Source organism: Planotetraspora silvatica (assembly GCF_016863315.1).
Taxonomy (GTDB): Bacteria; Actinomycetota; Actinomycetes; order Streptosporangiales; family Streptosporangiaceae; genus Planotetraspora; species Planotetraspora silvatica.
Genome location: NZ_BOOQ01000045.1, coordinates 12,242 through 25,199, shown reverse-complemented (window position 1 = coordinate 25,199; position 12,958 = coordinate 12,242). Strand labels below are relative to the sequence as shown.

The following is a 12,958-nucleotide window of genomic DNA, read 5'->3' as shown; positions in this document are numbered from 1 at the left end:
ATAGACCGGTGAAGGAACGCTCCATTTGGGCTGCTGGGATCTCCCTTGCGTGGTCGATACCAGAGCAGGTGTCGCCAACGCTTCGGTTGTGACTGCATGAATCGATCAGCGGGAAAAGTGAGGATGCGGAATTGGGCCTTCGCTTCTCCCCGGCGGGAAGCGATCACGCCGATCGTGCGCGGACCCGCCTAATGGCGAGCAAACCTGGCATGAATGTCCAGCGAAGGATGTGGACCTTGCTGCGACATGAGGTCGCACTCGACGAGCGGCTACGTCGAAGGAACTTCAGAGCAAGCGAGCCTCTCGGCGTGGAACTACGAGGCCGCGGCAGCCGCTCGCCAAGAAAGGCCAGCTCCGATGAACGGAGCTGGCCGCAGCTTCTTCATCGAATGCGGCATTTCGATGCCATAGTAATGAAACGCCTCGGAAGAGCTGACGTCTGTCGTCTATTGCCCTGGTGGCGGTTGGAACGGGTCTGCGACCATCGGAGATCTTCGGACTGGAAGTCGAAAAGATCGATTTTCGCCGCAAGGTCCTTAGGGTCGAGCAGCAGTTGATCACGAGTTCGGCTAAGGGCAATGTGGCCTATCTGGGACCCCCCAAGACACCCAAGAGTTTCAGGACGATTCCCCTCTCTGATGGCGTGTTGGCTGCGTTGTCAGAGCACCTGGCGGCGCTCCCGCCGGCGCTGATACAGATCGAGGATCGGACCAACCCGCGTAGGCCGATGCTTCGTGACGCCGGCCTGGTGTTCACGACCTCACGCGGCACGCCGATCAAGCGAGGAACCTGGAGCGGCATCTGGCGCCCGGCTGCCGACGCGGCTGGCATCTCCGAGGAACCGGACTGCATCTCTGCCGGCACACCATCCACGCTCGTCAGTGATTGCCGTCCTGGTAGAGGCCGCGCTTGTTGATGTACTGCACGATGCCGTCGGGGACGAGGTACCAGATCGGCTGGCCGTCCGCCACGCGCTCGCGGCACTCCGAGGAGCTGATCGACAGGGCGGGGATCTCGATCAGGCTGACCTTGCCGTCGGGCAGGCCGGGGTCCTGGAGGGTGTGTCCGGGCCTGGTGCAACCGACGAAGTGGGCGATCGTGAACAGCTCCTCGACGTCCCGCCAGCTCAGGATCTGGGCGAGGGCGTCGGCACCCGTGATGAAGTACAGCTCCACGCCCGGCCCGTACGCCGCCCCGACGTCACGCAGCGTATCGATGGTGTAGGTGGGGCCTGGGCGGTCGATGTCGACTCTGCTGACGGAGAAGCGCGGGTTGGAGGCCGTCGCTATCACCGTCATCAGATAGCGGTCCTCAGGCGCGGACACCGTCTTCTCGGCCTTCTGCCACGGCTGTCCGGTCGGGACGAACACCACCTCGTCCAGATCGAAGTGGTGGGCGACCTCGCTGGCGGCCACCAGGTGCCCGTGGTGGATCGGGTCGAAGGTGCCGCCCATGATGCCGAGACGCCGCGTCGGAGCCCCATTTCTCATGGGACGGACCCTAACCTGCATACCGGGAGTAATCGGACACCACCCCTCTCTCAGCGCCACCTCCCGGGGATCCGCCGCCCCGCGCACGCCCAGCCGACGAGGCATAGCATGCGGACATGACCACTCCGGATCGCAATCGCGTGCAGCTGCCCGGCATCAGCTCCCGAGCATACGAACACCCCGCCGACCGCTCAGCGTTGGTGGCGATGCGTTCGCTCAGCGGGTTCGACTCGGTGCTGAAGCGCATGTCGGGGCTGTTCAGCGAGCGCCGCCTGCGACTGATGTTCCTGGCGTCCGCGGTTCGCACCGACGAGACCCAGTTCCGCGCGCTCTACGACATGGGCCGCGACAGCGCCTACATCCTTGACCTGCACCGGATCCCGGAGATCTACGTGCAGCAGGACCCGAAGGCGTACGCCATGGCGGTCGGCTTCGACGAGCCGTTCATCATCGTGTCCACCGGCCTGCTCGATCTCATGGACGAGGAGGAGTTGCGGTTCGTCATCGGCCACGAGACCTCGCACATCCTTTCCGGGCACGCGGTCTACGGCACGATGCTCGCCGTCCTCACCCGCCTCGCCACCCGGGTGGCCTGGATCCCGCTCGGCTACATCGGCCTGCGTGTGATCGTGGCGGCCCTCGAGGAATGGCAGCGCAAGGCCGAGATGTCGGCAGACCGCGGCGGACTGCTCGCCGGGCAGGACCCCGAGGCGGCGCTGCGGGCCCTCATGAAGCTGGCCGGCGGATCGCGCCTGCATGAGATGAACATCGAGGCCTTCCTCGACCAGGCCAGGGAGTACGACACCGCGGGCGACGTCCGCGACGGCCTGCTCAAGGTCCTCAACCTCCTCGGCACCACACACCCGTTCGCGGTCACCCGGGTCGCGGAGCTCGACCGCTGGCGGCGCTCGGGCAGCTACGACGCGATCCTCGGCGGCACCTACCCTCGCCGGGAGGACGACGCGAACACGAAGATCACTGAGGAGATCAAGGCCGCGGCGAACTCCTACCGCGAGTCCTGGGCACAGTCGCAGGATCCCTTCATCGGCGTCCTCCGCGACGTGGCCGAAGGCGCGGTCCACGCGGGCGAGCGCATCTTCAACAGGTTCGCGCGCAGGGAGAACTGACAGGGGTGCCACGGTCGACGCGGGCGCCCCTAGAAGACGCGGGCGCCCCTAGAAGAACAGGGACACCGCCTGTACGGCTCCCGCGCACAGAGCGACGAACCCGCCGAACACGGCCAGCGCCCGCAGCGGCTCCCTCCTGAGCTCGGGCATCCTCGCGCCCATCCGCTCGATCTCCCGGCCGATGATCCCGCCGACGACGACGCCGAAGACGGCTCCGGCGACGGTGACGGGGGCCACCTGAGTCCACCACTCGGCCTCCAGATGCGTCCCGGCGGTCAGCCAGAGTGCGAGGAAGGCCGCCGCGGCCGCGGGCGCCCCCGGCCACACGACTCCGGACACCAGCGAGCCCACCAGCGTCACCGGATAGCTGAGGACGCCGAGGAGCCCCCGCGTGCGGTGCGACCGGCGGTTCCGCACGATCCAGTGAGTCACCCAGGCCGCTCTGGTCACGACCGCGAAGGCTCCGCTGATCGCGAACGTGGCCAGCGGTTCGACCACCGACACCACCACGCACGGCACACCGAGCAGCCCCAGCGCGAGCAGGACCGTGCCGCCCGTGGGGATGCCCGCACCGGTCCCGGCGACGGGTGCCTCGACCGCCAGAGCCGATTCGGCCCTGTCGCCCGCCCTCGGCCGCCGGGCCGCCGAGGCGCCGCTTCCCGCCCTGGCCCCCTTGCCGTTCTTGGAACCGCCGCTCGCCGAACCTCCGTTCACCGAACCCGCGCCCGACGAGCCTCCGGCGGAACCACTCGGGGAGCCGCCCCCGGCGCCACCCGCCGAGCCGCCCGGGGAGCCGCCGTTCACCGCGGCGCCGTTCGCCCCTCTGGTCTTCGCCGCCTTGGCCTTCGTGGTGCCGCCCTTCTTCGGGCGAACCCGCCGGCCTCCGCCCGTGCCGTCCGCCTCCTGGTCCTCCCCCTCGGGAACGTCCGCCTCCGTCCCGGCCTTGTCCGGCCGGGTACGGCGCTGCGTCGCGGTGCCACGGGGTGTGTCGCCGGACACGCGGGCGAGCCTGGCCAGCCGGTCGGACAGCAGCGCCGCGGTGGGCCGCCTGGCCGGGTCGCGATGGAGGGCCGCCCTGACGAGCGGCAGCAGAGAGGCGGGAACGCCGGCGAGATCGGCCTTCCCGTTGAGAACGGCGTACATCTGGGACTGCACGGTCCCCCGCCCGAACGTGTGGCGGCCGGTGGCCGCGAACGCCACAGTGGCGGCCCAGGCGTGCACGTCGGCGGGTTCGCCCACCACCTCGTCGGCGAACAACTCCGGCGCGGCGTAGCCGGGAGTGCCGAGGAAGGTGCCCGTCAGGGTCAGCCGGGTGGCGTCGAGCATCTGGGCGATCCCGAAGTCGATCAGGATCGGCTCGTCCTCGCGCACCAGCACGTTGGCGGGCTTCACATCGCGATGCACCACACCTCCGGCGTGGATGATCGCCAGAGCGGTGGCCAGCCCCTGGGCCAGGGGGATCAGGTCGGATTCCTCCATGGCGCCGCCCCGCTGGACGGCTTCGAGCAGGGTCTCGCCCTCGATGTACTCCATCACGAGGTAGGGCCGGTCACCGGAGAGATCGGCGTCGATCACCTCGGCGACGTAGGGGCTCTCGACCCTCCGCAACGCGCGGATCTCCCGGTCGAGCCGTAACCGTGCGTCGGAGTCGGCCTCGATCGGCTCGCGGAGCATCTTGACCGCGACATGCTCGCCCCGGCGGTTGGCGGCGAGGTAGACCTCGCCCATTCCGCCTCGGCCCAAGCGCTCCAGGAGCGTGTACGGGCCGACCCGCCCGAGACGTCCAGACATAGGAGCGCCTACCATAGCGGGCGCCTCCGACATTTCCCCGGAGGCGCGCCGCTTCCCGGCCCCGGAGACGCGGCGCTTGTCCGCCGGCGCTACAGGCGTACGTGCCCGTCGCCGACGTAGATCCACTTGGTGGACGTGAGCTCGGGCAGGCCCATCGGGCCCCGCGCGTGGAGCTTCTGGGTGGAGATCCCGATCTCCGCGCCGAACCCGAACTCGCCGCCGTCGGTGAACCGCGTCGAGGCGTTCACCGCCACGGCCGCCGAGTCCACGGTGGCCACGAACCGCCGCGCCGCCGCCTGGGAGCGCGTGACGATGGCGTCGGTGTGCGCGGAGCCGTACCGCCTGATGTGCGCCACCGCCTCGTCCAGCGAGTCGACGACCGCCGCCGCGATGTCCAGCGAGACGTACTCCACGGTGAAGTCGTCCTCGGTGGCGGGCTCGACGTCGGCGCTGTAGGAACGGATGCGCTCGTCTCCGTGGACGGTCACCCCCACGTCCTTGAGCGCCGCGAGCGCCCTCGGGACGAACTCCGGAGCGATGTCGGCGTGCACCAGGAACGTCTCGGCCGCGTTGCACACCGACGGGCGCTGCGCCTTGGCGTTGACGAGGATCTTGAGAGCCATCTCGACGTCGGCGCCGGCGTCCACGTAGACGTGGCAGTTGCCCACGCCGGTCTCGATCACCGGAACGGACGACTCCTCCACGACGCTCTTGATCAGCGACGCGCCGCCGCGCGGAATCAGCACGTCGACCAGCCCGCGGGCCCGCAGCAGGTGCTTGACCGACTCGCGGGTCACGCCCGGCACGAGCTGTACGGCTCCCGCCGGCACCTCGGTCCCCTCCAGCGCCTCCTGCATGATCCGCACGAGGACGCGGTTGGAGGAGTGGGCGCTGGAGGAGCCCCGGAGCAGAACGGCGTTGCCGCTCTTCAGGCACAACACGGCCGCGTCGACGGTCACGTTCGGCCGGCCCTCGTAGATGATCCCGATGACGCCCAGCGGAACCCGGACCTGGCGCAGTTCGAGGCCGTTCGGAAGCGTGCTCCCCCGCACGACCTCGCCGATCGGGTCGGGCAGGTCGGCCACCTGCCGTACGGCTGCCGCGATCTTCTCCACCCGCCCCGCGTCGAGCCTGAGCCGGTCGATCATCGCCTCGGACGTGCCGTTCCGCCGGGCCTGCTCGACGTCGGCGGCGTTGGCCGTGACGATCTCGTCCGTCGCCGCGACCAGTGCGTCGGCGATCGCCCGGAGCGCCGCGTCCTTGGGAGCTCGCGGCAGCGGCGCGAGCACCGTCGTGGCGTCCTTGGCCGCCTGGGCGACCGCCAGGAACTCCTCCGCCTCAGCCATGGCCTCGCGCTCCATTTACCCCTCCGGCTCCAATATGACGATGTCGTCCCGATGGATCAGCTCTCGCTCGTACTCCGGCCCGAGCGCGCTCGCCAGCTCGCGCGTGGACCGGCCCAGCAGTTCGGGGATCTCGGAGGCGTCGTAGTTGACCAGGCCGCGGGCCACCGGGCTGCCCTGCGGTCCGCACAGGTCGACGGGGTCGCCGGCGGCGAAGTCGCCCTCGACCTTGACCACGCCGGCGGGGAGCAGTGACATGCGCCGGCCCACCACGGCGTCGACCGCTCCGGCGTCCAGGTGCAGCCGGCCCCGGCCTGTGGCGGCATGGGCGAGCCACAGCAGGCGGGTGCCCGGGTGGCGGCCCCCCGGGTGGAAGTAGGTGCCGACGTCGGCCCCCGTCAGGGCTTGCGCCGCGTGGGCCGCCGCGGTGAGCACCACGGGCACTCCCGCACCGGTGGCGATCTTGGCGGCCTGCACCTTCGTGATCATGCCGCCGGTCCCGACCCGGCCCGACGTGCCGAGCTCGACACCTTCGAGGTCTTCGGGCCCGCGGACGTCGGCGATCCGCGTGGCGCCCTCCCGGCGCGGGTCGCCGTCGTAGAGGGCGTCCACGTCCGAGAGCAGCACCATCGCGTCCGCGTGGACGAGATGGGTCACCAGGGCGGCGAGCCGGTCGTTGTCGCCGAAGCGGATCTCGTCGGTGGCCACGGTGTCGTTCTCGTTGACCACGGGGACGATGCCGAGCTCCAGGAGCCTCGTCAGCGTCCGCTGGGCGTTGCGGTGGTGCGATCGCCGCATCATGTCGTCGGCGGTCAGCAGCACCTGCCCGACGCGCAGGCCGTACCGCGCGAAGGAGGAGGTGTAGCGGGCGATCAGCACGCCCTGGCCCAGCGAGGCCGCGGCCTGCTGGGTGGCGAGGTCCTTGGGCCGGGCCCGGAGGCCGAGCGGTCCGAGGCCGGCGGCGATGGCCCCGGAGGAGACCAGCACGAGCTGCGTGCCGGCCTGGCGCCGCGCGCCGAGCACGTCGACGAGCGCGTCGACGCGATCCACGTCGATCATGCCCTGCGGGGTCGTCAGGGATGACGAGCCCACCTTGACGACCAGCCGCGAAGCCTCCCGGATCCGCTCCCTGCCTGCCACGCCGCTCCTTTGCCCGTCGGACCTACACCAGTCTGTTGTCGGTGCCCCGGGGCCCGCCCACGCGGGTCCTGGTGCCCTCGGAAGGCTGCCAGTCGAAGAGGTAACCGCCCTCCATCGGGCCGATCACGACCTCCGCGCCCATCTGGGCACCCTCCTTGATCAGCGCCTCTTCGATGCCGAGACGCTCCAGGCGGTCGGCCAGGTATCCGACGGCCTCGTCGTTGGTGAAGTCGGTCTGGCGGATCCAGCGCTCCGGCTTCTCCCCGGTCACCTGGAAGGTGTTCTCGTCGACCCGCCGGACGGCGAACCCGGTATCGCCGAGTTGCTTCGGCCGGATGACCAGTCGGGTGGGCTCCTCGACCGGGGCCGCCGCCCGCGCCTGGGTCACCATCTCGCCCATGGCGTACGTGAGCTGCCGGAGGCCCTCGTGGGTGGCGGCGGAGATCTCGAAGACCCGCAGGCCCCGCTCCTCCAGAAGGGGCCGGACGATGTCCGCGAGATCCCGGCCGTCGGGGACGTCGACCTTGTTGAGCACGACCAGCCGGGGCCGGTCCTGCAGCTCGCCGTATGCGGCCAGTTCCGCCTCGATCACGTCGACGTCGGTGAGCGGGTCACGCCCGGGCTCGATCGTGGCGCAGTCGAGGACGTGCACGATCGTCGAGCAGCGCTCCACATGGCGCAGGAACTCGTGCCCGAGCCCCTTGCCCTCGGAGGCGCCGGGGATCAGTCCCGGCACGTCGGCGACCGTGAAGACCGTCTCCCCCGCCGTGACCACGCCGAGGTTGGGGATCAGCGTGGTGAACGGATAGTCCGCGATCTTCGGCCGGGCCGCCGAGAGCGCCGCGACGAGCGACGACTTGCCGGCGTTGGGGAAGCCGACCAGCGCCACGTCGGCGATGGTCTTCAGCTCCAGCGCGATCTCGGCCTCGTCGCCGGGCTCGCCGAGGAGCGCGAACCCGGGGGCCTTGCGCTTGGCGTTGGCCAGTGCGGCGTTGCCGAGGCCGCCGAAGCCGCCCTGAGCGGCGACGTAACGGGTGCCCGCACCGACGAGGTCGACCAGGACCTCGCCCGTCCGCGCGTCCTTCACCACGGTGCCGTTGGGGACCGTGAGGACGATGTCCTCGCCGTTGGCGCCGTCACGGTTGGAGCCCATGCCCTGCTTGCCGTTCCCCGCGTGCCGGTGGGGCCGGTGGTGGTACTCGAGCAGCGTCGAGGTGTTCGCATCCACCTCGAGGATCACATCGCCGCCCCGGCCGCCGTTTCCGCCGTCCGGGCCGCCGAGCGGCTTGAACTTCTCGCGATGGACGGAGGCGCAGCCGTTTCCGCCGTCACCCGCCTTGGTGTGCAGGACGACGTAGTCCACGAAATCGGCCATCTGCCGCTTCCCCCTATAAAAACGATGAGGCGGACCGAGTGCTCGGTCCGCCTCATCTGCAACGTTTGTCCCGGGCGGATCTACTCCGCGATCGGGATGATGCTGACTGCGCGACGACCGCGCTTGGTGCCGAACTGCACGTGACCGGCGGCCAGTGCGAACAGCGTGTCGTCGCCACCACGGCCGACGTTGTCACCCGGGTGGAAGTGCGTGCCGCGCTGGCGGAGAATGATCTCGCCTGCGTTCACGAGCTGGCCACCGAAGCGCTTGACGCCGAGCCGCTGAGCGTTCGAGTCACGGCCGTTCCGGGTGGACGAGGCGCCCTTCTTGTGTGCCATGATTCACTACTTCCCGGGGTTGATGCCGGTTACCTTCACCTGGGTGTACCGCTGGCGGTGACCCTGGCGCTTCTTGTAACCGGTCTTGTTCTTGTACTTGAGAATGCGGATCTTGGGGCCCTTGGTCTCACCGAGAATCTCGGCGGTCACCTGGAACTTGCCAAGCGTGGCGGCGTCGGTGGTGACATCGCCGTCGTTGACGACGAGGAGCGCCGGCAGCGCCACCGAGGAACCCACCTCGCCGGTGACCTTGTCCACCTCGAGGACGTCCCCGACGGAGACCTTCTGCTGCCTGCCGCCGCAACGAACGATCGCGTACACCGCGGAACCCTTCTTCTGGCTAAATGCGTAGATGCGCGCCCCGCATCCAGCTGCTGTCGATGACACGACCGGCGATCCGGGCGGGCGCGCAAAGCCAGGCGCGCCAGCGGGCGCACCGGATGACAAGGGTACCGGATTAGCGGCACCCAGGTCGAACCGGGCGGAACACCGGGGAGGCGAACTTGCCGTCAAGCGGCTTATTCGGCCTGCTTCCTGCGGGAACGGCGACGTCCCCGCGAGTGGGCGGGTGGGGTGTCGTCGTCGTCGGCCATGGCGTCGGTGACGCCGTCCCGTCCGTTGACGGACGCCGCGACGACCGCACCCTCGCTCGCCCCGAGCTTTTCGGCCACCGACTTCTCGATGGCCATCTTGCCCTGCGTGCCCCGCGGCTCAGGCTTGGCCTCCACCGGATCGGTGGAGAGGATCAGGCCTCGTCCGTTGCAGCACTCACAGGGCGTGGAGAAGGCCTCCAGCAGGCCCTGGCCGACCCGCTTGCGGGTCATCTGGACCAGGCCCAGCGAGGTGACCTCCGCCACCTGGTGCTTGGTCCGGTCCCGGGCCAGGCACTCCAGCAGCCGCCGGAGCACCAGGTCACGGTTGCCTTCCAGCACCATGTCGATGAAGTCGATGACGATGATGCCACCGATGTCCCGCAGCCGGAGCTGGCGGACGATCTCCTCCGCCGCCTCCAGGTTGTTGCGGGTGACCGTCTCCTCCAGGTTGCCGCCCTGACCGGTGAACTTCCCGGTGTTGACGTCGACGACGGTCATCGCCTCGGTCCTGTCGATCACCAGGGAGCCGCCCGAGGGCAGCCACACCTTGCGGTCGAGGCCCTTGGCGATCTGCTCGTCCACCCGGTAGGCCCCGAAGACGTCGCCGTCGCCGTCCCACTTCGAGAGCCTCTCGGCGAGATGGGGCGCGACGTAGCGGACGTAGTCGTCCACGGTCTGCCACACCTCGTCACCCTCGACGACCAGCGAGGAGAAGTCCTCGTTGAACACGTCGCGGACGACCCGGACCGTCAGGTCCGGCTCACCGGAGAGCAACTCGGGCGGGCTGGCCGACTTGGCCTTGCGCTGGATGTTCTCCCACTGCGCGGAGAGCCTCGCGACGTCGCGGCTGAGTTCCTCCTCGGAGGCGCCCTCGGCGGCGGTGCGCACGATCACGCCCGCGTTCTCGGGCATGACCCTGCGGAGGATCTGCTTGAGCCTCGTCCGCTCCTTGTCGGGGAGCTTCCTGGAGATCCCGGTCATCGAGCCGTCGGGCACGTAGACCAGGTAGCGGCCCGGAAGGCTGACCTGGGAGGTCAGCCGCGCACCCTTGTGCCCCATCGGGTCCTTGGTGACCTGGACGAGCACGGACTGGCCGGACTTCAGCGCCGCCTCGATCCGCTTGGGCTGCCCCTCGAGACCGGCGGTGTCGAAGTTGACCTCACCGGCGTACAGCACGGCGTTGCGGCCCTTGCCGATGTCGACGAACGCCGCCTCCATCGAGGGCAGCACGTTCTGCACCTTGCCCAGGTACACGTTCCCGACGTACGACTGGCTCGACTCCCGGTCGACGTAGTGCTCGACCAGCACGCCGTCCTCGAGCACCGCGATCTGGGTGCGACCGTGACGGCGCCGGACGACCATGACGCGCTCGACCGACTCGCGCCGGGCCAGGAACTCCGACTCGGTGATGATCGGCGGGCGGCGCCGTCCCAGCTCACGGCCTTCGCGGCGGCGCTGCTTCTTGGCCTCGAGCCTGGTCGACCCGCGCACGCTCTGGACCTCGTCGACCGAGGTGCTCCGCGTGGCGCGGGGCGCGCGGATGCGGACCACCGTGTTCGGCGGGTCGTCGACCGTGGCCTCGGCCTCGTCTCCCCCGCGGCGGCGACGGCGGCGACGGCGACGTGAACCGCCCTGGTCGCCGTCGGCGTCCTCCGCGGACTGCTCGTCGTCCTCCTCGGCGGCGGAGACCTGAGCCTCTTCGGCCTCGGACTCCTCGCCCTCCTCCGCGTCCTTGGACCGGGCTCCCCGGCCCCGGCCGCCGCGGCGGCGGCGGCGCCTGCGGGTCGAGCCGTCGCCGTCGGCGTCACCGTCGGCGCCGTCCTCGTCGTCGCCGACGTCCTGCGCCTCGTCCGTCTCCTCCGCCTCGTCCTGCTCCTCCGGCCACGCGGCCGGTACGGCGGGCTGAGGCCGGGCCGGCGCGGCCGCGAACGGGTCGGGGGCCTGGAAGAGTGGCTGGAAGATCGCCGCGGGAGGCTGGAACGTCACCGACGGCGGCGCGGACTCGCGCTCGAACGTCCCGAACGGGTCGGCGACGACCCTGGTCTGGGCGGCCGGCTCGTCGATCGTCTCGCGGGCGTCCTCATCCGCGTCCTCGGCGAGGTCGACGGCCGCGTCGGCGGGCGCCTGCTCGTCGGCGGGCGCCTGCTCGTCGTCGAGCGGTTCGACGTCGAGCAGGTCATCGGCCTGCGGGCGCTCGTCGGTCCGGCCGAATCGGAGGGCGGCGGCCACCTCGGCCTCGGCCGCGCTCATCGCGCTGGACCGCTCGGGGACGCTCTCGTCCTTCTTGCGGGTACGGCGCCGCCTGCTCGGGGGCGCCTCCTCGGCGTCGGGAGCGGATGCGGCGGCCGGTTCCTCGGCCGCCTTCCTGGTGCGGGTACGGCGCGCCGGCTTGGCCTCGGCCACCACGTCACCGGCCGCGGGGGCGGCGACATCGGCCGCGGGGGCACCGGCATCGGCTGCCACGCCGGTCGTGGCGGGCTCGTCGGATTCCACCGGAGTGGCCTTGGCCGAGGCACGACGGCGGGTGGCCCGCTTGGGCTTTTCCGCCACCTCGGCAGGGGCCTGCTCCGCGGGTGTGTCCGCGGGCGGCTGGACCGCCGCGGCCGCGGCGGTCGTCGTGGTGATCGCCGGCCTGGCCTCGGTCTCGTCCGGCTCGGGCGGCGGCCCGGCCGGTCGGCTGGCCGCACGACGGCGTGGTGAGGTCACCACGACACCGCTGGTCACCTGCGTCGTTCCGGTCCCGGAGTCCTGCTCCCGGCCTTCGTTGGTCGTTTCACCGTCGAGGCGCACAGCCCCGTCGGCAGGGTCGTTCTCGAGCATGCGGGCGCTCTCCCGTCGGCCTCCGGGCACGTTTCCGCGCCGCGCGGAGGCTCTTGTCCTCACGTCCGCCGCTGCCTCCTGTTTGGGGCCGCGGCGGCAAGTCTTATAGGTCCCCGTCTGCCCGTTCGACATCGAACGGATCGGCGGGCTCACCGGTCGTTGCGTCGAGCGGCCCCTGCGCCAGCCTGGTCACCTCGGGAGGTGACGGCGGCGCGAAGCCTGCCACGAGACGCAGACCCATGAGTACGTCATCGGGTCGAACGGCAGGTGTTTCATGCCGAACAACCATACGAAGTATGACACACGGCGGGCCCGGCTCCTGACCTGCCGTTCTCTCCCTGTCGTCCATGACGGCCATCGACCGCACCGCCTGGCGGGCGTCGAATCGCCGCATTCCCTTCTTCGTCAGGCGTTCGACCTCGACGCGGTCGGCCGCCTCGAACTCCTTCACCGCCTGCTCCGCCGCGGCCACATCGGCCCCCGGCAGCCGCAGTTGCCACACCGAAGCCTCCAGCCTGTCGGCCAGGCTCCCGGCACGCGCCTCGATCACCTCGAGCACGTCCAGTCCCGGCGGCAGCGAGACGTCGAGGTCGGCCCGGATCCGGTCGGGATCGCAGGGCCGGCTCACTCCGATCTCGAGATACTCGGCCTCGCTCGCCACCCCAGTGGGGGCGGCACCCGCGTAGGAGATCTTCGGATGAGGGCTGAAGCCCGCGCTGAACGCCACCGGGATGCCGGCTCGCCGTACCGCCCTTTCGACGGCACGGGAGATGTCACGGTGGCTGGTGAAGCGCAGTCGCCCCCGCTTGGCGTAACGCACTCGGAGGCGCTGCACCACGGGCGGGGGTGTCGGCCCATCGGGAACGGGTTTCAGAGTTCCGCCGTCCTTCCGAATCTCGGTCCATCGAATTTCAGGATAGGCCGCTCCAGGTCCTGGAACG

11 protein-coding genes are annotated in these 12,958 nt (G+C 70.4%); 2 read left to right on the top strand and 9 right to left on the bottom strand.

Annotation, left to right across the window (positions count from 1 at the left end; genetic code table 11):
- Window positions 1–439 precede the first annotated feature (439 nt).
- Entirely contained in the window at window positions 440–916 is a 477-nt protein-coding gene (locus Psi02_RS30175; protein WP_373317713.1) for a tyrosine-type recombinase/integrase, read from the top strand.
- Here Psi02_RS30175 and nadD read toward each other — a convergent pair.
- Window positions 879–1,490 carry a nicotinate-nucleotide adenylyltransferase gene (nadD, locus tag Psi02_RS30170; protein ID WP_203979227.1) on the bottom strand — a complete coding sequence of 204 codons (612 nt, stop codon included), beginning with the start codon at window positions 1,488–1,490 and terminating at the stop codon, window positions 879–881. The two genes, Psi02_RS30175 and nadD, sit on opposite strands and share 38 nt — an antisense overlap.
- A 116-nt stretch (window positions 1,491–1,606) precedes the next feature.
- On the opposite strand from nadD, the gene Psi02_RS30165 reads away from it, so the two are divergent.
- Window positions 1,607–2,617 carry a M48 family metallopeptidase gene (locus Psi02_RS30165; RefSeq protein WP_203979226.1) on the top strand — a complete coding sequence of 337 codons (1,011 nt, stop codon included), beginning with the start codon at window positions 1,607–1,609 and terminating at the stop codon, window positions 2,615–2,617.
- Between the two features lie 48 nt (window positions 2,618–2,665).
- Here the strand turns inward: Psi02_RS30165 and Psi02_RS30160 are convergent, their stop codons facing one another.
- The 8 genes from Psi02_RS30160 to Psi02_RS30125 form a co-directional block, all read right to left on the bottom strand.
- Entirely contained in the window at window positions 2,666–4,408 is a 1,743-nt protein-coding gene (locus Psi02_RS30160) for a serine/threonine-protein kinase (RefSeq protein ID WP_203979225.1), read from the bottom strand.
- Window positions 4,409–4,497: 89 nt separating this feature from the next.
- A complete protein-coding gene (locus Psi02_RS30155) occupies window positions 4,498–5,754 on the bottom strand; it encodes a glutamate-5-semialdehyde dehydrogenase (RefSeq protein WP_203979310.1) in 1,257 nt (418 codons plus the stop codon).
- Window positions 5,755–5,769: 15 nt separating this feature from the next.
- The gene (gene proB, locus Psi02_RS30150) at window positions 5,770–6,891 is read right to left on the bottom strand and encodes a glutamate 5-kinase (RefSeq protein ID WP_239095286.1); all 1,122 of its coding nucleotides are present in this window, start codon (window positions 6,889–6,891) and stop codon (window positions 5,770–5,772) included.
- A 22-nt stretch (window positions 6,892–6,913) separates the two neighbouring features.
- Window positions 6,914–8,266 carry a GTPase ObgE gene (gene obgE / locus Psi02_RS30145; protein WP_203979224.1) on the bottom strand — a complete coding sequence of 451 codons (1,353 nt, stop codon included), beginning with the start codon at window positions 8,264–8,266 and terminating at the stop codon, window positions 6,914–6,916.
- 80 nt (window positions 8,267–8,346) lie between these two features.
- Window positions 8,347–8,604, bottom strand: a complete 258-nt coding sequence (rpmA, locus tag Psi02_RS30140) for a 50S ribosomal protein L27 (protein ID WP_203951801.1) — start codon at window positions 8,602–8,604, stop codon at window positions 8,347–8,349.
- A gap of 6 nt (window positions 8,605–8,610) precedes the next feature.
- Window positions 8,611–8,925: a 50S ribosomal protein L21 gene (gene rplU / locus Psi02_RS30135; protein WP_203951802.1), complete on the bottom strand. Its 315-nt coding sequence runs from the start codon at window positions 8,923–8,925 to the stop codon at window positions 8,611–8,613.
- Window positions 8,926–9,122: 197 nt separating this feature from the next.
- A complete protein-coding gene (locus tag Psi02_RS30130) occupies window positions 9,123–12,017 on the bottom strand; it encodes an Rne/Rng family ribonuclease (RefSeq protein ID WP_203979223.1) in 2,895 nt (964 codons plus the stop codon).
- Between the two features lie 103 nt (window positions 12,018–12,120).
- The gene (locus Psi02_RS30125) at window positions 12,121–12,855 is read right to left on the bottom strand and encodes a TIGR03936 family radical SAM-associated protein (protein ID WP_239095285.1); all 735 of its coding nucleotides are present in this window, start codon (window positions 12,853–12,855) and stop codon (window positions 12,121–12,123) included.
- Window positions 12,856–12,958 lie beyond the last annotated feature (103 nt).